The organism is Armatimonadota bacterium (genome assembly GCA_013314775.1).
Lineage (GTDB): Bacteria > Armatimonadota > Zipacnadia > Zipacnadales > JABUFB01 > JABUFB01.
Window position 1 is genome coordinate 320677 of the sequence record JABUFB010000009.1, and the last position, 25677, is coordinate 346353.

General features: G+C 63.9%; 17 protein-coding genes. 6 read left to right on the forward strand and 11 right to left on the reverse strand.

Annotated elements, in window-relative coordinates; translation table 11 throughout:
* Positions 1-214: 214 nt before the first annotated feature.
* Genes fabG through HPY44_12665 form a run of 3 tightly spaced genes read right to left on the reverse strand, consistent with a single transcriptional unit; the run spans position 215 to position 3062 of the window.
* Complete coding sequence (gene fabG / locus HPY44_12655) at positions 215-982, reverse strand: 3-oxoacyl-[acyl-carrier-protein] reductase (protein NSW56854.1); 768 nt, start codon at positions 980-982, stop codon at positions 215-217.
* A gap of 24 nt (positions 983-1006) precedes the next feature.
* On the reverse strand, positions 1007-1858 hold the full coding sequence (locus HPY44_12660; protein NSW56855.1) for a 3-hydroxyacyl-CoA dehydrogenase family protein: 852 nt from the start codon (positions 1856-1858) through the stop codon (positions 1007-1009).
* Between the two features lie 37 nt (positions 1859-1895).
* Positions 1896-3062, reverse strand: a complete 1167-nt coding sequence (locus HPY44_12665) for a thiolase family protein (protein ID NSW56856.1) — start codon at positions 3060-3062, stop codon at positions 1896-1898.
* A gap of 242 nt (positions 3063-3304) precedes the next feature.
* On the opposite strand from HPY44_12665, the gene HPY44_12670 reads away from it, so the two are divergent.
* Positions 3305-6007, forward strand: a complete 2703-nt coding sequence (locus tag HPY44_12670) for a right-handed parallel beta-helix repeat-containing protein (protein NSW56857.1) — start codon at positions 3305-3307, stop codon at positions 6005-6007.
* Between the two features lie 29 nt (positions 6008-6036).
* Positions 6037-8229, forward strand: coding sequence for a hypothetical protein (locus tag HPY44_12675; GenBank protein ID NSW56858.1), 2193 nt, complete (start codon positions 6037-6039; stop codon positions 8227-8229).
* A 306-nt stretch (positions 8230-8535) separates the two neighbouring features.
* Here HPY44_12675 and HPY44_12680 read toward each other — a convergent pair whose 3' ends face one another.
* The 4 genes from HPY44_12680 to HPY44_12695 form a co-directional block, all read right to left on the reverse strand.
* On the reverse strand, positions 8536-9597 hold the full coding sequence (locus HPY44_12680) for a hypothetical protein (protein ID NSW56859.1): 1062 nt from the start codon (positions 9595-9597) through the stop codon (positions 8536-8538).
* A gap of 65 nt (positions 9598-9662) precedes the next feature.
* Positions 9663-9887: a hypothetical protein gene (locus HPY44_12685; protein ID NSW56860.1), complete on the reverse strand. Its 225-nt coding sequence runs from the start codon at positions 9885-9887 to the stop codon at positions 9663-9665.
* 84 nt (positions 9888-9971) lie between these two features.
* Entirely contained in the window at positions 9972-10892 is a 921-nt protein-coding gene (locus HPY44_12690; GenBank protein ID NSW56861.1) for an esterase family protein, read from the reverse strand.
* 78 nt (positions 10893-10970) lie between these two features.
* Entirely contained in the window at positions 10971-11798 is an 828-nt protein-coding gene (locus tag HPY44_12695; GenBank protein NSW56862.1) for a helix-turn-helix transcriptional regulator, read from the reverse strand.
* A gap of 113 nt (positions 11799-11911) precedes the next feature.
* Here HPY44_12695 and HPY44_12700 point away from each other — a divergent pair, with 113 nt between their 5' ends.
* The 4 genes from HPY44_12700 to HPY44_12715 are packed head-to-tail and all read left to right on the forward strand — an operon-like array spanning position 11912 to position 16281.
* Positions 11912-12886 (forward strand): Gfo/Idh/MocA family oxidoreductase, encoded by a 975-nt coding sequence (locus tag HPY44_12700; GenBank protein NSW56863.1) that lies wholly within the window; start codon positions 11912-11914, stop codon positions 12884-12886.
* Positions 12887-12923: 37 nt separating this feature from the next.
* Complete coding sequence (locus HPY44_12705) at positions 12924-14165, forward strand: DegT/DnrJ/EryC1/StrS aminotransferase family protein (protein ID NSW56864.1); 1242 nt, start codon at positions 12924-12926, stop codon at positions 14163-14165.
* A 12-nt stretch (positions 14166-14177) separates the two neighbouring features.
* Positions 14178-15203 carry a hypothetical protein gene (locus HPY44_12710; GenBank protein ID NSW56865.1) on the forward strand — a complete coding sequence of 342 codons (1026 nt, stop codon included), beginning with the start codon at positions 14178-14180 and terminating at the stop codon, positions 15201-15203.
* Positions 15204-15240: 37 nt separating this feature from the next.
* Positions 15241-16281, forward strand: a complete 1041-nt coding sequence (locus HPY44_12715; protein NSW56866.1) for a polysaccharide deacetylase family protein — start codon at positions 15241-15243, stop codon at positions 16279-16281.
* A gap of 86 nt (positions 16282-16367) precedes the next feature.
* Here the strand turns inward: HPY44_12715 and melA are convergent, their stop codons facing one another.
* From melA to HPY44_12735, 4 genes are all read right to left on the reverse strand, one after another.
* A complete protein-coding gene (gene melA / locus HPY44_12720) occupies positions 16368-17693 on the reverse strand; it encodes an alpha-galactosidase (protein ID NSW56867.1) in 1326 nt (441 codons plus the stop codon).
* A 175-nt stretch (positions 17694-17868) separates the two neighbouring features.
* Entirely contained in the window at positions 17869-18933 is a 1065-nt protein-coding gene (locus HPY44_12725; protein NSW56868.1) for a hypothetical protein, read from the reverse strand.
* Between the two features lie 260 nt (positions 18934-19193).
* A complete protein-coding gene (locus HPY44_12730) occupies positions 19194-21671 on the reverse strand; it encodes a right-handed parallel beta-helix repeat-containing protein (protein ID NSW56869.1) in 2478 nt (825 codons plus the stop codon).
* Positions 21672-21697: 26 nt separating this feature from the next.
* Positions 21698-25585 carry a PQQ-binding-like beta-propeller repeat protein gene (locus HPY44_12735; protein NSW56870.1) on the reverse strand — a complete coding sequence of 1296 codons (3888 nt, stop codon included), beginning with the start codon at positions 25583-25585 and terminating at the stop codon, positions 21698-21700.
* Positions 25586-25677 lie beyond the last annotated feature (92 nt).

Consider the following 25677-nt stretch of genomic DNA (forward strand, 5'->3'; position numbering starts at 1 on the left):
ATGGTCCTCCTCTAAAGGGTCCCGACGTGCTGCACGGCGACGGCGGACGGCATCCTCATCCTCTGCGCGTCGTAGCCGACGCGGATCCCCCTCTCCTTCGCCCGCTGGCCGGGTTCAGGATGAGGGGAGAGCGGCAACGGCTGGCAAGGTGACCGCAAGCGGCCACCCGGTAAGAGCCCCCACCCCAAAGACGGCGATAGCTCACGCAAGGCGGCTACATGTACAGCCCGCCGTTTACCGAAAGCACGTGGCCGGTGATGTACTTCGCTGCATCGGATGCCAGGAACACCGCGGCGTCCGCGATTTCTTCCGCCTCACCCAGCCGGCCCATGGGTATGGATGCCAGCGTCTGCTCCAACGCCGCAGCGGGCATGGCCTGGACCATCTCCGTGTTGATAAACCCGGGCGCAATGGCGTTCACGGTGATGTTCCGCCGGGCCACTTCGCGCGCAAGGGACTTGGTGAACCCGATGAGCCCGGCCTTGCTGGCGGCGTAGTTCGCCTGGCCGATGTTCCCCGACAGCGCCACCACGGACGCGAGCGAGATGACCCGTCCGGACTGACGCTCGCGCATGTGATCAATGACTGCGCGGGTGCAGTGGAAGGCCCCTGTCAGATTCACCGCCAGCACCCGGTCCCAGGCGTCTTTGCTTAGCTTCTTCAGGGTGCTGTCGGCGGTTATACCCGCGTTATTGACCAGGATATCGAGCTTGCCGAAACGGTCGATAACCGCTTTCACCATAGCTTCCACGGCGTCGAGGTCGGTGACGTCAGCTTCCACGCAAAACGCATTGGCGCCGAGATCCCCGATCTCATCGGCCACCTGCTGCGCTTCGGCGGCGTTGTCGCGATCTGGCACCTTCACGTAATTGATGGCCACATCGCAGCCGGCCCGGGCGAAGGCGATGGCAATCGCGCGCCCTATCCCCCGGGATGCGCCCGTGATCAGGGCGCTCTTGCCGTCGAGAGGCTTTGCCAACATGTCTGTAGCCGCCTTTCGCGGTGATCAGTCCTCGTACTTGTAGAAACCCTCGCCGCTCTTGCGCCCCAGTTTCCCGCTCTTCACCATGTCCACGAGCACGGGTGGGACTCGGAAGCGTTCGTCGCGGGTATGATCCCACAACGACTGGAGTAGTGCCAGGGTCACGTCCAGCCCCACCAGGTCGGCGGTGCGCAGCGGGCCCATCTTGTGCCCGAGACCCAGTTCCAGCGAGTCGTCAATCGCCTGAAGGTCAGCGCCGGCCTGCCAGGTATCGACGGCCGTCGCCACCAATGCTCCGAAAGCACGGTTCACCAGGAAACCGGGAATGTCGGGGGCAACCACCGGCGTCTTGCCCAGGCGTTCGCACAGGGAGATGACGAAACGCGTGGTCTCCGGTGCGCTGCCTTGCCAGGGAATGACCTCCACCAGCTTCATGACCGGCACCGGGTTGAAGAAGTGCATCCCCATGAAACGCTCGGGCCGGAAGCAGCAGGTCGCGAGTTCATGGATCGGCAGCGTGGACGTATTGCTGGTGATCACCGCATCGTGGCGAGCAAGACCGCAAATCCGCCGCAGCACCTCGGCCTTGACGTCGATGTTTTCGAAGACCGCTTCCACGATCCAATCGGCTTCGGAGATGGCTAGCTCATCGGTGTCCCAGTGGATGAGCGCTCGGGCGCCGTCAGCCTGAGCGGGCGTGAGCTTCTCACGCTCAACCGCGGTGTTCAGCGACCTGTCCAGCGCGCGCCGGCTGCGGTCCAGGGCTTCGGAACATGCATCCATCAGGGTCGCCTGGATTCCGGCCGTTGCCGCGACCTGGGCGATACCGGTGCCCATGGTCCCAGCGCCGATAATGCACATCGTCTTGACCTGCATCGGTGTCTCCCCCTGACAGCTTACTGTTGTCTGCGGTTCAGACGCGCTCGATGGCCATAGCCATGCCCATGCCGCCGCCGACGCAGAGGGTGGCCAGACCCAGTGTGAGGTCACGCTTCTCCATCTCATACAGCAGGCTGGTGACGATACGCGCGCCGGTAGCGCCGATGGGATGCCCCAGGGCGATACCGCTACCATTCACGTTGACCCGCTCCTCGTCCAGCCCAAGGCCGCGCATCACCGCCAGCGCCTGCACCGCGAAGGCTTCGTTGAGCTCTACCAGTTCGAAATCGCTGATCTGGAGCTTGGCGATCTCACACAGCCTGCGGACGGCATCCACCGGGCCCATGCCCATGATGGCGGGCTCGACCCCTGCCCAGGAGGAAGCGACGATCCGGGCGCGTTGGGGCCAGCCCAGCTCGGCGGCACGCTCCGCCTCTGCCACGAGGAGCGCGCAGGCCCCGTCGTTGATCCCCGACGCATTGCCGGCGGTCACGCAGCCATCGGGGCGAAAGACGGGCTTGAGCTTCGCCAGGGCTTCCAGGGATGTCTCGCGGGGATGCTCATCCACGCACAAGGGCTCATCCTTCGCACGCGGGACCGGGATGATCTCGTCGGCGAAGCGCCCGGTATCAATGGCGGACCGTGCGCGCTGCTGACTGCGCAGGGCCCAGGCATCCATCTCCTCCCGAGTGATCCCGGTTCGCGTGGCGATCTCCTCCGCCGTCTCGCCCATTCCCATTCCCGTCACCGGACAGCGCAGGCCCTCGTCCATGATGGCGTCGATCATGGTGATGCTGCCCAGCTTGTGTCCCCACCGGGCGTCCTTCACATAGAAGGGCGCATTGCTCATGCTCTCGGCCCCGCCGGCGATGAAGATTCGCCCCTCCCCCAGCATGATCGCCTGCCGGGCCATGTCGATGGCGCGCATGCCCGAGGCGCAGGCCATGTTCACTGTGACTCCGCAGACGCTGACCGGAAGTCCCGCCGCGATGGCGGCCTTTCGGGCGAGATTTCCGTCGGAACCGCCCTGGATTACCTGCCCGAAGAAGACCTCATCCACCTGGTCGGGCGGGATGTCATTACGCTCCACGAGGGCCTGGACGACGAGAGTAGCCAGACCACCCGCGGAATACTCAAGCAGCCCACCCCCGAAGCGGCCGATGGGGGTGCGGACGGCGTCGATGATCATCGTGGCAGGCATCTCTTCCTCCTGAAAAGGCCGCGGCATCCCACGGAACCTTCGCCTTCGCGCTCGTTTTTCCTGTGTCGGTGGTGGTCACGCTTTCCTTGCGCCAGATGGGTTTTCCTCTTTCTCCGACCAAAGACATAACCTCCGCCGGCATTGGAGGCTTCTAGAGATTATCCTGTGAAAAGGTACGCGGCGGCGGGGCAGGGAAACGAATCGTGGTGATGCACTGATATCCCGCAACGGAGGAGCGAAAAATGCTCGCCTGCAACTGGACCGCAATGCTTCTTGCGATCGGCCTGCTCACTGCCATGGGCGCAGCCGGCGCCGCTCCAAAAGCACTTTACGTGTCTCCCGATGGCAATGACGCCGGGCCGGGCACGCAGGAGAGACCACTCGCCAGCCTTCAGGGTGCCCGAGACGCCATCCGGGCACTGAAGCAGGCCGGGCCACTGCCGGATGGCGGCGTTACCGTGTGGCTGCGCGAGGGGCTCTACGAGGTGAGCAATACTGTCGTGCTGGACGCACAGGATTCCGGCACCCCTGAAGCGCCCATCGTCTACCGGGCTTTCGAGGGCGAAAAGCCGGTCATCATCGGCGGGAAGGCCATTGTGGGCTGGCAGGTGCATGAAGGCGAAATCCTCAAGGCCGACGTGGCGGCTCTCGGCTTTCGGGACATCTACTTCCGCCAGCTTCTGTGCAACGGAGAGCGCATGCAACTGGCGCGGTACCCCAACTTCGACCCGGACAATTACGTGACCGGTGGCTGGGCATACGTGGACGGCGAGCCGATCCCCATGTACAAGAACATCCCCGATGAACCCCGGAACCTTCTGCACTACAAGGAAGCCGACGCTCGGGAATGGGCCAACCCGCAGGAGGGCGAGGTGATGGTGTTCCCGCGCTACAACTGGTGGAACAACATCATCCGCATCGCGGCCATTGACCGCGAGAAGCGCATCATCACTCTCGCGGCGGATGCCTCGTACCCAATCCGGCCAACGGACCGGTACTTCGTGCGTAACCTGCGCGAGGAACTGGACGCGCCGGGCGAGTGGTACCTTGACAGGGAAACCTGGACGCTCTACTTCTGGCCGCCCGAAGGCGCTGACCCGGATACCATGACCGTGTCCGCGCCGGTGGTGCGCACGATTCTCCAATTCCAGGAGGGAGCCGCCAATATCACTTTCCGCGGGTTCATCTTCGAGTGCGCCGAAGGCACCGCGATTTCCATGAACGGAGCCGAAAACTGCCTCATCGCTGCAAGCGTGGTGCGCAACGTAGGGGACTACAACGGATCGGGAATTGCGGTCAATGGCGGAAAGAACAACGGGGTCGTGGGGTGCGATATCCACCACGTGGGTCGCGATGGCATCAGCCTCAACGGGGGCAACCGCGAAACCCTCGAACCTGCGGGCAATTTCGCCGAGAACAACTATCTGCACCATACGGGGGTGTTCTACAAGCAGGGCGTGGGCGTGTCTCTCGGCGGGGTGGGCAACCGCGCGTCGCGCAATCTCATCCACGACTGCCCGCGCTTCGGCATTGTCTGGGGCGGCAATGACCATATCATCGAGCTGAACCACATCCGCCACGTGAACCTGGAGACCGCGGACTGCGGCGGCATCTACTGCTGGCAGGTGGACTGGACCAAGCGGGGCACCGAGATCCGCTACAACTACCTGCATGACATCGTGGGCTTCGGCCAGGAGGGCGGCCGCTGGACCAGTCCCCACTTCAACTGGGGCATCTACCTGGACGATGGCACCTGCGGCACCCATGTTCACGGGAACATTGTGGCGCGGACGATTCTGGGTGGCGCGCACGTTCACGGCGGCCGGGACAATGTGATCGAGAACAACATCTTCATCGACGGCCGGGACAGCCAGATGCAGTACAGCGGCTACGTGAAAGGCGGGCACCCGGTGCCGATGATGACCGAGACCTGGAACAAGTTTTCAGGCACCGAGGCGTATCTCAAGTACCCCGGTTACAAGGAGTTGACCGAGAGCCTCGAGGATGCCTGGCAGATGGCGGGCAATAAGTTCCTTCGCAATGTGGTCTGCTACAGCGAACCCACGGCGCACCTCTACGCCCACCACAATCTGCCCTTCGACAAGACGGAATCCGACTACAACGTAATCTGGCATGACGGGCACCCCATCCGCACGGGAGTGGCCACCATTGGCGAGCCAGTCGGACCCAATCTCGCGCCCAACCCGGGCTTCGAAGAGGGACAGCCCGGTGCTCTGCCCAGCGGCTGGGCGTGGCAGGTGCGGCCCAACGATTCGTGGGCGGGCATCGACGCCAACCGACCGGCAGCGGGCGAGAAAGCCGTGCGCATTGAGGGCAAGGGCACCATGACGGACTCCAGCGGTCAGGTGCTGCCCAGCAACTTCGTGAGCGAAGACATCCGGCTGGAACCGGGCAAGAGCTACCGTCTCACTGCGAAAGTCAGGGGAGAGGGTGAGGGGGTCACCTTCGCCATCATGGCCCAGGCATACGTCCCGAACAAGTTCTTCTGGGCGGGTGGACGCCTGAGTGCGAAGGCAGGCCCGGAATGGACCGAGTTCGTGACCGGCTTCCGCTTCCCGGCCAAAGGCGATTCAGACTGGAAAGAGGGCATGGAGCGTATCAAGATTCGTATCGACATCTCCCAGGGCACGGGCACCATCTGGGTGGATGAGGTCCAGCTGCAGGAGACGACGCCGGTGGATGAATGGCAGGCCTGGCAGAAGCTGGGGCTCGACCAGCACTCGGTGATCGCCGACCCGCTGTTCGTGGACCGGGCCAATGACGACTACCGTCTGAGGCCGGAGTCGCCCGCCTTCGCGATGGGCTTCAAGCCGATCCCGGTGGACAAGATCGGCCCGTACGAGGACGACCTGCGCGCTTCATGGCCGATTGTCGAGGCGGTCGGCGCCCGGGAACAGATGACGCTGGACTGGTCGAAACACTGAAGCACGGCAGCATCCCGGAGGTGGCCTCAATGCCCCACTGGTTCACATCGGCACTGATCGTCGCCGCGTGCGCGTCGCTCTTTGCGCAGACGGACATTCCCAGCCTGGCGTGGGAGGAGCGGTCGGACTGGATCAACGTGCAGACGGACGTGACCCCCGGCGCGGTGGGTGACGGGCAGGCCGACGACACCCGGGCGATTCAGGCCGCGCTCAACATGGGCGGACCCACCAAGTCGGTCTACCTGCCGCCGGGCACGTATCGGATCACCGACACCCTCACCATCACCGGGGCGGCGATTGGTTGCCTTGTTGTGGGGCACGGGCGAGACACACGGCTCATCTGGGACGGGCCTGAAGGCGGCCGGATGTTCTGGAGCAATGGCGTCGCCTACAGCCGGTTCGTCGGCCTGAGCTGGGACGGTCAGGGCAAGGCGGCGGTGGGATTCGACCATGCGGCACAGCAGCGGTTCGAGACCGAAGTCCGCCACGAGCATGAGGCCTACCGCAACTTCACAGAGTGCGGTATCCGGGTGGGACATGAGCAGAAGATCGCCTCGGCGGAGATTCTCTACCGCAACTGCCTGTTTGAGAGCTGCGGCACGGGCATGGCATTCCTGACCTTCAACGACTACGACAATACCGTGGATGAGTGCGAGTTCCGCAACTGCGGAGTGGGCATTCGCGACAATAAGGCAAACTTCTACGCGCGCAACTGCCACTTCGAGGGCAGCCGCGAGGCGGACTTCATCGTGGGGAGCGAGCATGGCAGTTCCATCCGGCGCTGCACGTCACTGGGTTCGCGGCGTTTCGTGCGGGAAGTTGGCACCATCGCCCCGCTCACTATCCAGGACTGCCACGTTGCGCGCTGGACCGACCCCGACGGAGCAGTGCACCTCAACGGCAGCCCGGTGCTCATGTTCGACTGCGCCTTCACAGACCCGCCGTCGGACACGCCGCCGGTGCGACTGGTGAATGCGGGGCAGACGCTGTTTGTAAGCAATAACACACCTGAGCCGGTGGCCCGGCTGGTCGGGATCACGCCTGCCGCGAGGCTGTACGAAATCCCAGCGGGCAGTGGCGTCGGAGTGATCGATTCCGCCGAGCAGCGGTTCCTGCGCGACACAGCAAGGGTGCCCGGCAAGGTGTTCGACGCCGTCCGCGATTTCGGCGCGAAGGGGGACGGTAAGACCGACGACACCGCGGCGATCCAGGCGGCCATTGATGCGGCCCGCGATGCCGGCGATAACGCCATCGCGTACCTGCCCAACGGCGCCTACGCCATCTCGGATACGCTGCGGGTAACAGGACGCGACTACATCTTCGGGGGCGCCGGGTTTCGCTGCGGTCTTCTCTGGCGCGGCGAAGAAGGGCTGCCGATGGTGGAAGTGGACGGAGCCGAGGGCGTGACCCTCGCAAGCTTCGCGGCAGGCCATCACGACTCCGGCGCCATGAGGCACGGCGACGACATCCGGATTCTCTCCTCGTCGGGGCAGCCTTGCCGGGTGCTGCTGGACGAGGTCTATGCCTACGGGATGTACCAGAAGGCCCCCGATGCCCACGGAATCCGGATGCTGAACCTGCCTGCGGGGAGCGTGGTGGATGCGATGCATGTGCAGGGGAACCTGCACATCACCGGGAGCCAGCAGGCAACGCTGCTCTTTCGCACATCCTATGAGGGCACCATCACAGTTGAGGGCCCCGGTTCCGAGCGGGACGGGTTCCTCGGGTTCATGACGCGCTTGGCCACGCTGTCGAAGCCCACGCTGCGCATCCGCGACAACCATTCCATCGTCATGAGCGATTTCTACAACGAGCAGAGCGACCAGCACCTGGTGCTCGAGGGCGCGCCAGGGCAACCCGATGGCGCGGTGACCATCTGCGGGCCGAAAATGCACACGTTCACACAGGAGCCGGTGGTGGATATCCGCGACTACGGCGGGCGGGTGTACTACGGGCAGAGCCAGTTCTATGTCGAGCCGAAGGAACCGAAGTTCGTATCCAGTGGCACACGGCCGGTGCGGCTGATTCTCGCGGGCCACTTCTGGTACAACACGACGCCGATCTTCGAACTCGGTCCGGCGGTGACGCTCACCACCATCGGCAATCGCGGCGTGGCGGATCAGGGCGTGGATGACGGCGCTCTGGAAGCAATGGCCGCGGCGCTGGATGATCTGCGGCAACTGGGCGCAGTTGACCGCGAGTTGTCGCCGAACTGGCAGTGAAGAACGGGGCGAGAAGCCGTCGGGGTGGAAGGCCTTGCGGGACGGTGCTTCCTGGTGTACGCCCCCGTGGCGCAGGGCGCGCAAGCGAACTCATATAATGCTCACTGCCACCCGAGACATGAGGGCGCGACAGCGTGTGCAGGCGGCAGACCGACTCAACTGCACCACGCCCGGAGGAAAGTGGTCGGTGAGTTCGAAGCGATACTCCCGGAGCTTCGGCCGCTCACGTCCCGTGGTGCATATCGGTCTCGGCATGATCCCGATCGGGCGAAGAGCGCCCGCGGCGATTGCTCCTGCACCACAAACCTACCGGCGGCGCTGCGCGGTGATCTCCACCGCCCGCTCAAGCAGGGCGTCGGCGGCATCGGGCGACGGCGCCGAAGTGATGATGAAGAGGCCTTCAGGACGAAGCTCCCTCACGGCGACTTCCACCTCGTCATAGGCAAGGAGCGCCACCACTCCTTTGCCACCCTCCTGGATGCGCCTGAACAGGTCCAGCCAGGCAAGGCCGGACTCCGCGCCGCTGCCGGGCGTCCACTGGATCGAGTGAATCCGGGGCATAGAGAGCAGCCGCGGCAGATGCTGCAAAGCGCCGGGGCCGTCCAGGTGGTAGTTGCAGCCGTCCAGCCAGTCGCACAACTCGTCCAGTTCCGGCGCCACAAACTCCTCGAACTGTGCTGGCGACAGCATGCACGACACATCGCTCTGGAGCGTAACGCTCCGGCGCCATGGGCACCACAGGCCCAGCCAGCCACTGGAGCCCTCCTGGTGGTCCAGCATGTCGGCGATGCGATCGTACATGATATACCAGTTGTCCAGCAGTTTGCGTAGTGACCGCTTGACCTCGGCCGGGTGGTCGATCAGATCCATCAGGAACCGCTGGGTGCCCCGCAGGAGCGGCAGGTGGTCATTGGGCTGGTGCACGTTGGGCCAGCCGGTCATCCACTTGCCCTTCGAGACCTCTGCGCAGCGTTCCACGACGGCCAGCATGCGTCTCCAGGCCCAGTCATCTTCGCACAATTCCAGCGCTGGCTCGGGCTCCCAGGAATCGATGATCGGGTCCTGCCAAACGGTCTGCTGGCTGTAGTGCAAAGGCGCGCCGTACCCGAAGCAGTAGCCCACCATGAGTGAGGTGCCGGGCAGAGATTCCCCCCCGAAGTAGGTGGCCTCGTGTCCGGCGTCGTACCTCTCGGCCACGTAATCCGGGTCGGTCCAGTACTCCTGCCAATCCGCTGCGGGCGGGATCGGACGCGCGGGTCTCAAAGGCGCGGTCACTGCGATGCAGGGTCGATCGATGATCTGCATGTCCCAGTAGGCGAGGAGGCGTTCGCGGGCTTCCTGCCAGTTTTGTTTGTACGCAAGCTCCATCGCTCGGCTCCTGAGTGCGTGCTCCGGAGGCACGGTTTCGTAATGCATGCGGCGCCTGTCCCCCATCACCGCCCCGACAGCTCTTCGCGCTCTCTCAGACGGTTCGCGGCAAGCACGTACGCCCGGACGTCGTCAAGCCTCAGCGCGCGGTCCAGCATCAGCAGTTCGTCGGAGGTCAGCGCTGGATCGGGCTTGCCGTGAAGCGATGACTGTTCACCGAATCTGGCGACGATGATAGTCCCGCACAACCCGCCATCTTGGTCCTCCCGCGCCGTGAGACTGGCGTCCATTACGGTCTTCGGGCACGGGAATGGTTCGCCAATTGGGGGTCTGTACCTGCCTGGCGGCGGCAGTAGAACTTCCAGCGTCGGACTTCATTGAAGGGCCTGCCGGTAGAACTCCCAGTTGCTGTCCCCCAGACCATCGCGCACCTTCAGAGTGTCGTGCCCCACTCCGGGCACCACCGTGAAGCTGTGGGCAATGCGCAGATAATCCAGGTGCTCGTGAAACGCCAGGTTCGCCGGCAACGTCTCGTCCAGTTCGCCGATCGCGAGCCTGAAGAGGATCTTGCCACGCACGGCGTCTGCATTTCGCTCGGCCAGGACCCACGGACTCACCTCGGTGAAGTAGTCGTGGTCACCGCCAAAGACAGCCTCGAGAAGGGTTTCGCGCTGGTGTTCGGTGATGCGAGGCCCATGATCGAGGACCCGCTGCATGGGTCCCGCACCCATGGCCGAGACCGCGCAGAACAGTTCCGGGTACTTCAGACCGAAGCGTGCGGCGCCATAGCCACCCATGCTGAAGCCCTCGACGATCCGACGGTCGCGGGAGGCAATGGTGCGGTATGTGGCGTCGATGTGCGGTATGAGTTCCTTGATTAGAATCGTCTCCAGGGGCACAGTGCCGTCCTTCCAATCCACCCACATGCCCAGTGGGAGACCATTGGGGAAGACGACGATTGCCGGGGGCATCTTCCCTTCCAGCATGGCGGCCCGGAAGTGCTCGGACATCGGCCGGATGCACCCCATCGGTCCGCCGCTGCCATGGAGCCAGTAGAGGACGGGGAACCTCCGTTCCGGTTCAACCTCATACCCTGGCGGCTTCAGCACAAAGTAGCTCACCGGTGATCCAGCCGCTTCGCTCTGGAGCATTCCCTTCTCAACTCCCGGCGCCTGCACGTCGGGGACCACCCACCTGGGGGAGCGCATCCACTGGTCCGTCAGCGTCTGGCCGAAACCAGTCTCCAGCAGACACAGGGCCAGGGTCAGCGAAACAACGAGTGTGAACAGTCGCATCTGTGATGCCTCTCGTTTACGGCGGGCAGCGCCACGGTCACGTCCGCTTCCGAGTGACGAGACGACACCTGTGGCGGTTCACTCGGGCCCGGTCCAGGCACGCCGGTAGGCGGACGGACTGGCGCCACGTTTCCGCCTGAAGACGCGGCTGAAGTAGTGCACCGTTGCAAATCCGGTGCGGTCGGCCACCTGGGAGACGGTCAACCGGCCCTCACGCAGCAGTTCGGCAGCGCGGTCAAGTCGCACATCAATGACATAATCCATTGGGGGCCTTCCACAGACCGCACGGAAGATCTCGGCGAACCGCCGGGGCGACATTCCCGCTTCCCGTGCCAGTCCCTGGACAGTGAGCGGCTCGTGAAAGTGAAAATGGATATAGCGGCGAACCCGTATGATGGCCTCCTCATGCGCCGACTGCGCTCTTCCCGCAGCCGCTGCCCCTGCCGAACCCGCCAGCCTGCATACCCGCAGCAGGAACTCCTCCACCAGCAACGAACAGAGCCATTCCCAGCCAGGTTCACGGGCCGAGAACTCATCGATGAGCTGACGCAAAGTCTCCATGAGGGCCGGGTCGCGCACGTCGCGCATAATCGCGGGGATGGTGGATAGTGCAAAGGGGATGCGGGCCCCGCGGCCGATCGAGAAACGCAACTCCCAGAGTTCCGGCTGCGTACCCGCATCGTCACGGGACGCGTGCTCTTCCCCGGGCTGGATCATGTACAGATCACGCGCCCGGACACCGTACCAGGCGTCTCCGATGCGCACCTGACCCTTTCCGCAGAGTACGTAAACCACCTGCCAGCTGCCGGGGTGCGCGTGCGGCGGGCCGATAAGCGCGGACGGGACGCAGTAGGAAGTGGCCTTTGTTACCTCAATCGGCGGTCGGGCGATGCGGGAGCCCGACATGGATCACACGCCCTTTGTGCAAACTATTGGCAGAATTGTGCAAAGACTCGGGCGTCTATGTATGCCATAGTGAGCGGGAGTGTCAAGCCACTGAATTTCCGGGGGCACGCGCCATGCTCAGAGCCGCAATCGTCGGCGGGGAAACACACATCGGCGAGATTACCGCTCTCGCGGGGAGCGCAATTCAGGTGGTCGGCTCCTGCGTTCGCCCCGACCAGCGCGAATGGGCGGAGACCACTTTCGGCGCTCCCGTGTTCGATGCGGTCGACCGGCTGCTTGCGGAAACCGCGCCGGATCTGGTGGCGGTCGCAAATGAGAATGACTTGAAGGCGAGTGCAGTACTGTCGGCGCTGAGCGCCGGCTGCGATGTCATTGTGGACAAGCCCCTCGCAATCACCGCGGATGAGCAGGCGCAGATCGAGAGATTCCTGCGGGCACACCCCGAACGCCGAATGCTCATGCTGCTGACTCTGCGAGGGAACAGCGAGTACGCAGGCCTGCGCGAAGTCGTTCGGTCGAGCAGGATCGGTGCCCCAGCATTCGTCGAGGTCCGCATGGCGGTGCAACTCAAGCGCGCCCAGCGCCCGCCGTGGTTTCTGGATGTCAGCCGGTCCGGCGGACTGTTCCTCGACCTGCTCATCCACGGGCTCGATCAGGTGGAGTGGATCACGGGGCAGCAGATCACCGTGCTAACCGGCGTGACGGGCAACTTGGGTGCGCCGGATGATGAGAACCTGCGGGACCATGCTGCTGTTTTCTGCGAGTTGTCCGGCGGCGGAAGCGCACTGGTGGAGGGCCAGCGCATGCTCCCGGGAACCGTGGGCTCCGACTACCGGGTCACCGTTGCAGGCACAGAAGGCTTCGCGGACTTGCGGCTTGGCAAAGGCGTCACCCTCTCATCGCCGGAAGGAGCCGACATTCCGCTGCTGAGTCTGCCCCCGGCCCGGTCCGTGGTTGCCGACTGGCTGCAGGCTCCGGACGCCGAGATGTGTCTGGTTCCCCAGTCCGCATCAATTCGGGCCAATCGTCTGGCCCTTCTCGCTACTCAGTCAGCACTCGAGCACAGGCGTATTCCCGTCGATGCATGAGCCGACAAGCGTCCGGCGCACCCAAGGAGTGTCAGACATGTCCATTGACCGTGCCCTTTTCGGATCCGCAGCCGTCGCAAATCTCCGAGGCCAATTGCCCAATCCTTTCCCGCGCATCATGGGGCCCAACGCCATGGCGTACCTGCAGGAAGTCGTGGACAGCGGTCTCACGAGCGATCTCGTGGGACGTTTCGAGCGCGCCTTCGCAGAGACCCTCGGGGTGAAGCACTGTATCGCCACCCCAGGCTGCACTCCCGCCCTGGCGATCCTGGCGGCGGCGTTCCCCTTTGAGCCGGGCGATGAGATCATCGTCAGCCCGATCACAGACTATGGCACAATTCAGGGGCTCTTCCGGCAGGGGTTCATCCCGGTCTTCGCCGACACCGCGCCGGGCAGCGTGAACATCAGCGCGGACACCGTGGAAGCGGCCATCACCGACCGCACCCGGGCGATCCTGTGCGTACACAAGACCGGAATCATCTGCGACATGGATCCGATCAACGCTCTGGCCGAGCGGCATGGGCTGATCGTGTACGAGGATGCCTGCCAGGGGGTTCTCAGCACTTACAAGGGGCACCCGGCGGGCACTCTGAGCACGGCCGGCGGGTTCTCCTTCGACTCCGAAAAAACCCTGGGCTCCGATGTGGGCGGTTGCGTGGTGACCGACGATGACCAGGTCGCCGAGCGCCTGCGTTTCGTGGGACACAGCCGGGGCGGACTGCAGAAACCGGGTTACGGCCGAATCCACACCGAGCCAGGCTACGCCTTTCGGATGCCCCAGTCCACCGCTGCGATCACCCTGGCACAACTGGAGATTATTCGCGAAAATGTGGCCCGACGGGACGAGATGGCGCGACTGCTAACCTGCTTGATCAACGAGATTCCCGGCGTGCGCGCTCTGCCGATCCCCGACTACCAGGAGGTCTACTCCTGCTGGATGTTCGGGATTACCCTGGAACCCGGGCAGTTCTCTTGCGACACCGCGAGCTTCGCCGCGCAGCTTGCCGAAGCCGGCATCCCCGGCGCGGGCATGGGGGCGTACTATCTGATGCCCGAGGCCTGCGTCTTCCTGGACGAGTACGCGCAAGCCCGGCGCTTCCCGTTCTCACAGCCGCCGGCAAGCCGCCGGTATAGCTACGGCGCCCACAGCACTCCGGTCGCCGCAGAGTTCCTGCAGCGGTTCATCCGCTGGAGCACTTTCTGCGAGAAATACACCGAGGAGCACTGCAGTATCGCCGCGCAGATCATCCGAGCGGTTGCAGACGCGAACCGAGCCTGAGGAGCCAGACCCATGACTTCACGCGAACGAGTTCTTGCCGCGCTCCGCCGGGAGATCCCCGACCGCGTGCCCTGGATAGAGGGCATCGTCAGCGACGAGTTGGCAACGCGTCTGTGCGGCCGGAAGATCGACGTGAACTGGGACATCGCGCCGGACGGGACGCCGGTGACATCGGGCGCATATCTCGCCGAACAGCAGAAGATCGTCTGCCGAGCCCTGGGCAAGGACAATATCAACTACAACGCCTTCGCACCGGTATACGCCGGGCGCACCAGCATGCAGGGCGTGGTAATCGTTGGGGAGGGACTCATCCACACCCGGGATGACCTGCAGAAGATGCAGTTTCCGGATATAGATGCCCCCGGTTTCCTGGACAGTGCGCGGGAGTTCATCGCCCACAAAGAGGATTTCTGCGCCATCGCCTGCATCCGGCTGGGTATCGGCGCGACGCTGATGAGCATGGGCCTGGCAGCTTTCTCCTACGCCATGGCCGACGATCCGGACTTGATCGTGGAGATTCTGGAACGCTACGCGGACTGGACAATCCGGCTCGCACCGCGACTGGCCGAAATCGGCTTCGACCTCTTCTGGGCCTTCGACGACGTAGCCTTCAACAACGGCCCCATGTTCTCGCCGGTATTCTACCGGGAAACGGTTCTGCCGATACAGCAGCGCGCGGCCGCCGCCCTGGAACTGCCTCTCATCACCCACAGCGACGGGGACATGACCCCGATCCTCGACGACTGGCTGCAGCTCGGGCAGGCGGCGATCCACCCGATCCAGCCTGACGTGATGGACATCAACGCGGTCAAGGCCAGGTACGGCAATCGGATCTGCCTGGTGGGCAATATCTTTATGGACGACCTGGTGCACAAGCAGCCGGCGGACATCCGTCGGCAGGTGTGCGACCGCATCCAGCGCATCGGTGCCGGCGGGGGATACATTATCTCTTCCTCCAACAGCTTGACCGCCGACATGAAGGACGAGAACGTGCGCGCCATGGCCGACGCAATCCGGGAGTTCGGCGCATACGGGTAACATCGGCGTGGCGACATCCACTGGGAGGATCCTGCACATGCCCCCGAAGACGACGCCCTGTGTCACGCCCTGCACCTGGCTCTATGACGCGCCCTTCGCGTATTCCATGACCTACGACGAGGGCACCGTCGACGCCCTGGCCAATGCACTGCCAATCCACGAGAAGTTCGGATTCCCCGGCCACGTGGACGTGGTTGCCGGGCAACTCGGCCGGCAGCGGAAGGCTTACGGCAGTTCCCTCAACGCATACGTGCACATGAGCGCGGACGAGTTGCGCTTCCTCCTGGACAAAGGCTGGGGCGTGGGCAATCACTCATGGTCTCACTACGTCTACCCGCTGCAGCCGGGGCTAGACCTCTGGCGCGAGATCGTCTGGAGCAAGTATCGTCTCGAAGACGCCCTGGACCACCCGGTGCGCATCTTCACGCTGCCGAATGACAAGTACAATTACGCGCCGGTCATCGACCTCGTGAAGCAGCACTATCTCGCCTGCGCGTACATCGATGGCGCGCCTAACCGCGAGAATTTCGACCTGCACAAGATCGGCAACTTCATGGTGGCATCGGGCGAGATCCATTCAGCGTATGACTGGAAGCGCGAATTGCTCACCCACAACCTGGATCTGGGATTCCTGCTGGGATCATGGCTGTATGAAACCTCGCATCTGGTGATGTGGGATGTGCCGCAAGCGCACAAGTGCATCACGCCGGAAGACCTCACGCGGCGTTTTGAGAAGCTGCGGGAGATCTCGGGAGGGGCGCTGTGGGCTGCAAAACCCGACGATGTGGTGGACTACGTTCTTCTGCGGAGGGCATTGACCGTGGAGGTGATCGAGGCGGCTGAGCGAAGCCTGACTTTCGAACTGCGGGGGGACTGGCCGGTGGGCGTGATCAGCAGTCGCTTGAGCTTCCGCGTGTCGGGTCTGCCGGCGTCGAGAGAGTGCGCGGTGTCCCTCCAGCCATCTCCGCTGCCCGGCGGTGCTCTGCGGTCACAGGTCTACGGGTGCGAAAAGCGGGGCAGGGACTTCATCGTGACCCTGGACGCGGTTCCGGGAGTGAAGGTGACAGTGAGAGTCTGATCGCCGTTGAGCCCGAACAAGACCGCCCGCCCGGAGTCTGGTTTGACTCGCCGGGCGGGCGGCATTGTCTGTGACGCCACTTCAGGCTACCAGGTCACGCTCTTGAAGGTGGGCAGATGAGGCTTGTTCTTCTTGAGCATGGCCTTGACCATGTCCTTGATCTCCTGCAGACCGAGCACCGCCGAGCAGAGCGGGTCGTAACAGCAGGCCTGGTAGACCAGTTCGGGATTGCCGGTCAGTGCGGCTTCCACAGCCATCTCTTCCACTGCAACGCTTTGAGCGACCATGGGCTGTACGCTCTGGGGAAGAGCTCCCACGTGGACAGGATTCAGGCTATTGCGGGAGGCGAAAACGGGCACCTCCACGCAGCAGCGGTCGGGTAGATTGGTGATGATCCCGGTGTTCGGCACATTCCCGTTGAACTGGAAGATCTCACCACCCATCCAGGCATTGATGATGGACGCGGCGTACTCATGCCCGCGGCTGAGATTGAGCGGCTCGGGGTTTTCCAGCCACGCGATGATGTCCTTCTTCCAGTCCTTCTCTCGCTTGAGGTAGTGCTTGAGGATGTACGCATGCTCGCCCGGGTTCCATCCCGTGCCATCCTTGCAGAACTTTTCGATGAGGTCGGGGCGCTTGCGGAACCATGCGTTGTATTCGGAATTGTGGCCACTGGATTCGGTGACATAGTATCCGAAGGCCAGGAACATCTCATTGCGCACCTGCTCGTGCATGTATATTTCCTTCTTTTTCATGGCCTTGCGCAGGTCCGGATAGATGTCCCGGCCCTTGTGCTCGAGCTTGAGAAAGAAGGACAGGTGGTTGATGCCCGCGCAGACATAGTCCAGTTCTGCCGGCGGGACTTTCGCCCAGTTGGCAAGCATCGCCGCGGTGCCCTGGACCGAGTGGCACAGGCCGCTGACGGCAACCTTCGTCTCGCGCTGCATGGCCCGGCAGAGCATGGCCATGGGGTTGGTGTAGTTGAGCATGACCGCGCGGGGGCAGAGCTCTTCCATGTCCTTGGCAATGCTCACCATTACGGGGATAGTGCGCAGAGCACGGAAGATCCCGGCGACGCTGCGGGTATCGCCCACGTTCATATCCACGCCGTACTTCATGGGGATCTCGATATCGTGCCGCCAGACCTGCACGCCGCCCGCGAGAATGGTGACGAGCACGGCATCGGCTCCGTCCAGTGCCTCGCGTCGATCCATGGTGGATGTCACAGTGGCCGGGTACTTGCCTTCGTCCACGATCCGCTGCACCGCGCGGGTGCTGTACTCGAGACGCTCAGGGTCGATGTCCATGAGCGCGAGTTCCGCGTTCTCCAGCAGCGGGAATGTGAGAATGTCTTTGACCAACGTACGCGTGAAACCAAAACTCCCGGCCCCGATGAAGGCGATCTTCGGCATCAGACAGACCTCCGGTGTGATTGAGCTCGCGGCGAGAGGCGACCCTCCCGGCCCGCGAACGATAGCCGCGCGGTGTGAGCACTGGCACAGGCAGTGGACGATTGCGGCTGCAGCCAGCACCATACACCAAGCGGGCCGCAGAGTCCAACCTGACCTGAAGTCCAAATATCCGGCGCTAACCGTACTGTCCGTGTTCCAGCGCCAGGTCCATCCACAGGCAGTATGAGTCGTAACTGATGGTCGGCGGGACGGAATGGTCGGACTGGTGGATGTACCCGCCGCCGACTTTCGCCGTCTCGATCTTGCTCACCACCTCGTGCTCGATGAGGGCACGGTCCCCGGTGGCGAGGATATCCATGTTGATATTGCCGAAGAAGCTGATGCGGTCGCCGTAAAGCGGCTTGAGTTCCCGGACATCGTTCCCCTGCCGGGCTTCGAGCGGCTCGATGCAGTCGAACCCGGCCTCGATCAGCAGGGGGATGAACTGGCGTACGTCACCGTCGCAGTGGAGGATCAGGAACATGTCGTTCTCATGGCAAAGGCGGGCGTATTCCCTGTGGTAGTCCATCATCAGCGCCCGGTAGCTCGCCGGAGAGAAGAGCATCCCGCCGCGGTAGCACAGGTCTGAGGAGAAAAGAATGCCGTCAGGTCGGTAGCCTTCTGACAGCAATTGCCGGGTCATCTGCAGAGCCAATGTCGCCTGGGCCTCGAGCATTTCCGCGAACAGATCGGGATCCATGCCCAGGGTGAGCAGCGCGTTCTCCATCCCGAGGGTGCTGATTGTCCACCAGACCGGCTCGCCGGGGCTGATGGTGCAGAAGGTCCCGGCGTCCGCGTAGGCCTGGATCGCCTGCCGCACGCCGTCACTGATGCGCGCCGGATCGGGGGCCAGCCGTTCGCGGTAACGCTCCCAGTCGGCACGGGTCTTGATCAGGAAGTCCACCTCGCAGGGCGTCCCATACCGGGTCTTCCAGCTCTTGTGTGCCACGCCGTCGGAGTCGCGCTCGATGATCCAGTCGTCGCTCTCGTCCACGGTTTCCTTCGGCAGGCGAAGGCTGTTGTCCAGGCCGACGTTGGCGAAACCGTCGAGATCGAACAGTTCGTGGGGCGACTTGTCCGCGGGCATTCCTTCCTGCCGCCAGCGTGCAAGGGTGTCAGGCCAGTAGGACTGCTCGCAACGCGGAACGCGGTCGGGTTCCTGTCGGCGGAGGGCAGTGCGGATGCGTTCTCGTGAGGTCATGCGGAGCCCCCGGGAAGTGATGGTGGTTATGCGGCACAGGCAATGCGGGCGAGACGGCCGCGCCACGCGAAGGGCGAAGCAACGCGAAAGGCATGGCCACCCGAAGGACGGTGAGCGGGATGCTCACCTCGTGCGCCCGTCAGGACGCTCGGATCGAAGGTCCCCCAGCCCTGGGTTGCAACCCGATGCACGGACGCTCAAGCTACGCGGCGGAGGCGGGGGACCTCGCGCAGGCCGACCGTCCCGGTCGGCACAGGGGTCTACCCCTTCGGCTCCAGGCCCCATTTCTCGGTCAGGTAGTTGAGCACTGCTTCGGTCTCGTCGAACCGCAAGGAGCGGTTGAAAATCAAGACCTCGGCCACGTCCCCTCCGAGAGCCTGTCCATTCACCGCCGACGCCCCCAGCACCGTGACAGTGCTCAGGCTCGCGCCGTCACGCTGCTGGTGGATGAACACCTGCGCAGGCCAGGTTGCCGGCTTGTCTCTGCCCGGAGCGCCGATCATCCAGTTGGGCAGCACCCATTCCTGCCCTTCGCCGTTGAAGCTGGCGATGATGCGTTGCCAGGACGGCCCGGTCTCCTCCAGTGCCTGGGACACCACGAACACCGCGAGCGGCCCGGGGGCGCCACCCATATCGGCCACTCGCAGGCTTCCTGTACCGTTCCCGCGCACCACCGGCAGACCGTTGAGGCCATCCGAGACCAGCTTCACGCTCCCACCGGGCAGCGCAGGAATGGCCACCCGTCCTTCGGGCGATTTGTCGTGCCACGCAGTGACGACGCTGTCGGCGCCCAATTCAAGCGTATCCCTGTCTGCCGCGTCAAGCCACAGTGCCAGGCCCTGGGTGATCATGGTTTCACTGGTGATCGGCGGGTGCGGGCTGTAGGACAGATCGCGCACAGGGGGTTCCGGTGCGTCAGGGTCAGCCCAATCGGCTCCGGCGGTCCACTTCGGGCCACTGAACTCGTATGCGCCCAGGTCAGGCGCGGCTCCCGTGAATCCGTCGGTGATGCCCTCGATCACGATGCCTGCATCAATCGCGGCTGACCCGGCCACAGGGTAGCCGTCGCGATCCACCGCTCCGGCGGCGTTGTGGTGCAGTTCAGGCCCCAGCTGGCCCTGCACGAACTGCGCCGCGCTCTTCGGGTCCATCGCCTCGTTCACCAGATTGTTGATGATCCGCGTGCCCTGCATGGTGGGGGTGTACGCGGAGTAGCAGAATGTGCCGAAAGGCTCGCGCACCTGCTGGATCGTATTGTTGCAGACCAGGTGGTTTATGGCATCACTGTTCAGTCGGATGCCGCTGCCCGTGCAGTTCCAGATCAGGTTGTGATGTACGATGAAGTTCTTGTCGAAGTTATCGAGGTAGATGCCCACGGTACTGTGGCCCAGATTGTCATGCACCCAGTTGTACGCGATCACCCCGCCTTCACCATCCGTACCCCAGGCATATATCGCGCCGGAATCATTGTTCAGCATGTTGGTATGGAAGATGTCGCAATACTCGATTCGAATGCGCTTGCTTCCGTGGTGCTGGACATTGTCGCGCCCGGTGCGGGAGATGGTGCAGTGCGAGACCACCGCGCCCACAGATCGCGTGAGGTCCAGGCCGCCGCGGCCGGAACCCACGTAATTGACGTCGCGGATGATGCAGTTGGAAAGCCGGTTGTCCTCGCCCGCCATCTGCAGACCGGTGGTGGCCGCGCCGTAGATCAGGCAGCGCCGCCATTCGTTGGCCTTCCCGGTAATGACGTTGCGCACCGGCGGCAGCTTCCCCGATTCCCACGCTCGCACGTGCTCCGAGTACCGCAGGCGGCAGTCGTCCAGCAGGCAGCCCTGGGCATCAGCCATGTTCACCCCGGCGCCGATGATCTCGAGGCCGCTGATCTCGATGTTCGCCAGCTTGCTCAGGTCCGCGGCGTAATCCCGCTGTTTCACTTCGATAGTGTGACCGGAGGGCGCAGAACCATCGGGCAGCCACAGGTAGACAGCCCCTTTCTCCTCGTCCAGGAACCATTCGCCCGGGCTGTCCAGGCCCGCGAGAGCGCCGAAAAGCAGGTATGGATTGCCCGCCTGGGGCTTGTAGGGGTCTGAGGTGTGGTACTTGTCTTTCACTTTCTGCTCGGTGGTCACGTCAAACCGGAGCGACTTGCCCGGCTGGTACTCGGTGACCCGGCGCGTCATGCTCACCCAGCGTGATCCCGGCCAGAAGAGGACCACCGCACCGTTCCAGTCGCCATCAGGCAGGTTGGCGTCGGCCAGTACCTCGTATCCGGTGCCCGGGCCCATGGTGGCGCGGTTGTATTCCATGAGGCTCCCCGGCGGAGTATTGGGCCACCGTGCCTCGGGCATCATGGTGCCGTCCACGAATAACTGCGTGAACTTCAGATCGGTGGAGAGCCGGTAGATTCTGCCGTCATGCTGCTCCCAGTGACCCTCAAGCGGATCAGCTCCGGAAAGCGTGACCCTCTGGCCGACCTGGGCGCGGAAACAGATTGGTCTGCCCGGTTCGCCTGATCGCGCGGGCTTGAGGACCTCGCGGTAGGTGCCTGCGGCAAGGGTCACGGTGTCTCCCGGCGATGCGACCGCGCAAGCCTTCGAAAGGGTCTTCCAGGGTGCGGCTTCAGCGCCTGAGCCGTCGTCATTGCCCCTGGGGGAAACAAAGTACTCCGCGGCCAAGGCGTGGGCATACGACATCAGAATTGTAAGCGCGACGAAGCGTACGATCATGGTGGGCACCAGCTCTCACGCTCCCGTGACGTCCTTTACCGGCCCGCAAAGCAACGAACCGTCCCGTCCATTCCGGCCATGTACAGGTTGCCGCTCGCGGCAGCGAGGCCATCCCAGACGGGGATGGTGTCCAGCCGCAACTCGGAGACTGTCGAACCATCCGCCGCGGAGACGACCATGAGCATTCCGCCACGTCTGCCGGCGATTGCCTCCTCCTGGGCAGCAAGGAGCCGTTCTGTCTCGGGATCTGCGATTGCCTTCAGCGCGGAGGGCTCGTCGATCAGGTCTTCCGGCCCGGCAACGAACAGTGCCCGGGGGGTAGCCACCATGCCGCGCACGAGGACCGGGACCTTCCGCGCCCACTCGTACCGGACGTTGGTTTCGACGGCTCCCGGGAGCTTGCCCGAGAAGCCCAAAGCGCCGCTGATACGGCCGTCCACGCGGACCGCACCCTCAATCGAACCGTCGTTCCGGTTGCCCGAGAAGTCACTCGCCCCGCCCGCATCGTACTTGTGGTACAGGACGAGGGTGGCGCTCTCCTCCTGCGCCGGTTCGGTCGCGGCAGCCAGGGCGCGGATTGCGGCTTCCGAGAGTTCGCCCCGGTAGATGCGGACCTCATCGATGGCGCCCTTGAAGGGGAAGGCGTTGGTGTAATCTCCCACGCAACTGCTCTCATCCGCGCCTATCTGCAGTGCATCGGCGGGGTCCCTCGGGATCAGCCTGGCTCCGGTAGTCACTCCTACGAGACTACCGTCCACGTATAGGCGCAGCTCGCCCTTGGCAGTGAGCGTGCCTGTCAGGTGCATCCAGCCCTCAGATGCTTCGGCCCCAGACTCAACCTCCCACCGCTTGTTGTCGGCGGTGACAGCGAAGCGCGGAACGCCGTCCTTCAGATACAGCGCATAGCCCAGGATGCCACCACCACGCGCGAGCACCACCCCGTCGGGCGCTTCGGCGCGGATCCACGCCGCCACTGTTAGCGGAGCATTGGCGGGATTGAGGCTCTCCGACTTCTCGACCCGCACGATGGAGCCTTCTACGACCGGCTCCTCGGGGGCTGCTCCCTCCAGTGGCGAAGCATAGAGCTGGTGCTCAAGGGGAGTGGTCCACTTGAAGTACTGGGGCTCGCGGCCGTACCCGAACACGTGGCGACCGTCGAAAGACAAGATCTTCCCCGTAGGCGTCTGTTTGCCTGCGAGATAGTAAGCGTTCCAGCCGCCCTCGAAGCTTCGTCCGTACACCCAGTAGGAGCGGTGGAACCAGGTGCCATCCAGGAAGCCGATGGGGGAGAACAAATGCCGGGTTTCGCCCTGTTGAACCCGTGCGTGGGTGCCGAGTTTCCCGGTGGGCAGCGTCATGTCTAGCCGCTTGCCCTCCATGTCGAACACCTGGGAGCGCATGTAGACATGCTTCCCATCGGATGAAAGCACGTCGGGCAGGCCAACAGGCATGCCCAGTCTGACCACATCGGCCTGGATGCTCTGGCCGGTGTGCGGGTTGGTTTCGTCCAGCAATTCCTCCGAGATGAGTTCTCCGGTGCGGGCGTTCACACGGCACAGGTGCATGCCCCCGTCCAGGAAAACCGACCGTCCTGCCACGGCATAGACAATCCCATCCTGCACCAGCACGCTGCCATGAAGAGGCCAGCGCGATTCAAGTTGCTCGAAGGCCACGATTCGCTGGTCTTCGGGAGCGGCCCTGAAGCGCCAGATCAAAGCGCCGTCACTGGCGCGCAGGCAGTACAGCCAGCCGTCCGCACAACCGAAGATCGCTGTTCCGTCGTGGATCGTCGGAGGTGAGTCCACGCGCCCGCCGGCCGTGTAAGCCCACACGACCTCGCCGCTGGTGTAGTCCAGGGCGTAGACGGTGTGGGCATCGGTAGCGGCTACGAACACCAGACCGTCCGACACCGTGACCGTGCTCAGCGGGCCACCGAGGTCGCGCTTCCAGGTTTCGCTCAGGTTCGCGCCTATCGTTTCCGATGTTGCCCCGCTGCGCTTCGAATCATGGCGGTACGTGGGCCAGCTATTGACGGGATCGGCGCGGGACATCGCCACCGGCCCGGTGTTGGCTTCGTATGCCGGGCCTCGTTCCAGTCGAGCACGGGCGTCAGGAGGGCTGGGCGTATGAGCACCGGCGCTCAGGGCACACAGGCCGAACAGCTTCGCCTCCGGATAGCAGATGCAGTTGTGGGGTGGGGTATACACCAGCCCGTTGGCAGGCATGATCCCGTACAGGCATCCGCCACGGGTCCAGTGGTTGATGTCCCAGTGGCCGGTCTGCGGGTCGATGAACTCTGTCCCCGTGCGGGCTACCATGAGATACTTGCTGGTGGCCTTGCCCCGGTAGCAGCGGTGATGGAACCAGTAGGTCTCCACGTCCGCTTTCTCGTAATGCTTCACGATCCTTCCAGTATGTAGATCGCGCCCTGTTACCGCGCCGGGCAGGCTGCCGTTGGAGACTCCGGCGTACCAGACCACCCCGTCGATCACGAACACATCCTCGGGGGAGCTGTAACCCGACGGCGGGTGCTCGGCGGACCACAGCACGCGGCCCGTCGCGGCATCGAAGGCGGTGATGGTATCCGACTTGGTGGCGCCGCCGGTGGACTTGACCAGCCCGGACTCCTCCCCCCCGGCGAAAAGCACCACGCCATCCCGCACCACCAGCGTCGGCGCGAAGAATGACATGAGGCGCTTCACCAGTGGGGCATCGGGAGAGGTCCACTGCACACTGCCGTCAGTCCGACCAAGGCATACCAGCTGTTTACCGTCGTGGAAGTACACTCGCGCCTCATCCACGGCCAGCGTGAGCGGAACCACGCTGGTCTGGCGCTCCCAGAGAATCCTGCCGCTGCCGGCATCCACGGCCATGACGCGCTTGGCCTCGCCGGTCCACCAGGGGCGCTCCACTGCCGCGGGGTTGGTGTACTTGTCCATGTCCAGCGCCGGGTCGGCCGACAGGAACAGCACTCCGTTCGAGAACAGGATTTCCTCAGTGCCGCGGGTGTCGTCGTAGGTGCGGACAGTCTCGCCGGTGCGGGCGTCAATTGCGGTGACTGGAACGTCGATGCCCAGCGTGGCGTAGACGGTATCCGCCGACGCCACCAGTCTGCGGGGAAGCTGCGCAGGCCCGCTCTTCAGCGGCCAAAGACGAGTCTGCCAGTCGGGGATCGGTTTCTTCCACAGGACCACGCCATTGAAGGCATCGCGGGCAACGAGGGACCATTTCGAGGGCAGGATGATCGAACTTGTGGGGCCCTCGTCGAAAATGTAGAAGACCCTCCCGGCGGCGGAGACCATGCCAGACAGCGCGGCAATGCGGTCATGGTGCCGCGACCAGCGCGGGCTGCCGATCCATTGGAGCGAACTCGGCGGTCCGATGCGCGTATCCTTCGCCACCGCATTGTTGCCGGCATCGTGCAGGTAGTGGGTCCATTCGTCGATATCAGCGGGCCAGGGCTTGTCATCCCGGTTCCAGGAGGCTCCCTCGCGCACCATCGTGACGCCTAGAGGCGCCAATACCCGGTTCACTTCAGGCTCCAGCTCCGGCGGCAGAGTGTCGGCGATGATGAGGTTCACCAACCCATCGGCGAGAGGCAGGCGGACGCCATCCCATGAGCCTGCGGTGACCCTTCCGTACAGGCCTGCCGCCAGCACATGGCGCCGGGCCTCGGCCACCCGCGTGGGATTGGTGTCGAGGACATGCACCAGGAAGGGTGCTTCGCGCGCGAGAGCGACGGCAAGGCCCCAGTCGCTGCCGCCGATTACCAGAGCCACCCCGCCGGGTATTGCGGACCGGTCCAGGATCAGCCGCGCAGGGCCTGACGGCACGTCGCCATCGGCGGCCGGCGTCAACGCTTGACCAAAGAGACAGGTCAACGCAAGCACCAGCACCGTAACGCCCCGGAAAAGGTGAGACAAGGTGATCGCTCCTTCGTCCGCCTCCGGTTCAGGCGCGCGGATCAGACGGCTAATATGAGGCTTTCCGCTCGCAGCCCGATTCTCCTGCAACG

Coding starts and splice junctions, on each gene's coding strand:
- fabG (NSW56854.1), bottom strand. CDS start 982: ATGTTGGCAAAGCCTCTCGACGGCAAGAGCGCCCTGATCACGGGCGCA.
- HPY44_12660 (NSW56855.1), bottom strand. CDS start 1,858: ATGCAGGTCAAGACGATGTGCATTATCGGCGCTGGGACCATGGGCACC.
- HPY44_12665 (NSW56856.1), bottom strand. CDS start 3,062: ATGCCTGCCACGATGATCATCGACGCCGTCCGCACCCCCATCGGCCGC.
- HPY44_12670 (NSW56857.1), top strand. CDS start 3,305: ATGCTCGCCTGCAACTGGACCGCAATGCTTCTTGCGATCGGCCTGCTC.
- HPY44_12675 (NSW56858.1), top strand. CDS start 6,037: ATGCCCCACTGGTTCACATCGGCACTGATCGTCGCCGCGTGCGCGTCG.
- HPY44_12680 (NSW56859.1), bottom strand. CDS start 9,597: ATGGAGCTTGCGTACAAACAAAACTGGCAGGAAGCCCGCGAACGCCTC.
- HPY44_12685 (NSW56860.1), bottom strand. CDS start 9,887: ATGGACGCCAGTCTCACGGCGCGGGAGGACCAAGATGGCGGGTTGTGC.
- HPY44_12690 (NSW56861.1), bottom strand. CDS start 10,892: ATGCGACTGTTCACACTCGTTGTTTCGCTGACCCTGGCCCTGTGTCTG.
- HPY44_12695 (NSW56862.1), bottom strand. CDS start 11,798: ATGTCGGGCTCCCGCATCGCCCGACCGCCGATTGAGGTAACAAAGGCC.
- HPY44_12700 (NSW56863.1), top strand. CDS start 11,912: ATGCTCAGAGCCGCAATCGTCGGCGGGGAAACACACATCGGCGAGATT.
- HPY44_12705 (NSW56864.1), top strand. CDS start 12,924: ATGTCCATTGACCGTGCCCTTTTCGGATCCGCAGCCGTCGCAAATCTC.
- HPY44_12710 (NSW56865.1), top strand. CDS start 14,178: ATGACTTCACGCGAACGAGTTCTTGCCGCGCTCCGCCGGGAGATCCCC.
- HPY44_12715 (NSW56866.1), top strand. CDS start 15,241: ATGCCCCCGAAGACGACGCCCTGTGTCACGCCCTGCACCTGGCTCTAT.
- melA (NSW56867.1), bottom strand. CDS start 17,693: ATGCCGAAGATCGCCTTCATCGGGGCCGGGAGTTTTGGTTTCACGCGT.
- HPY44_12725 (NSW56868.1), bottom strand. CDS start 18,933: ATGACCTCACGAGAACGCATCCGCACTGCCCTCCGCCGACAGGAACCC.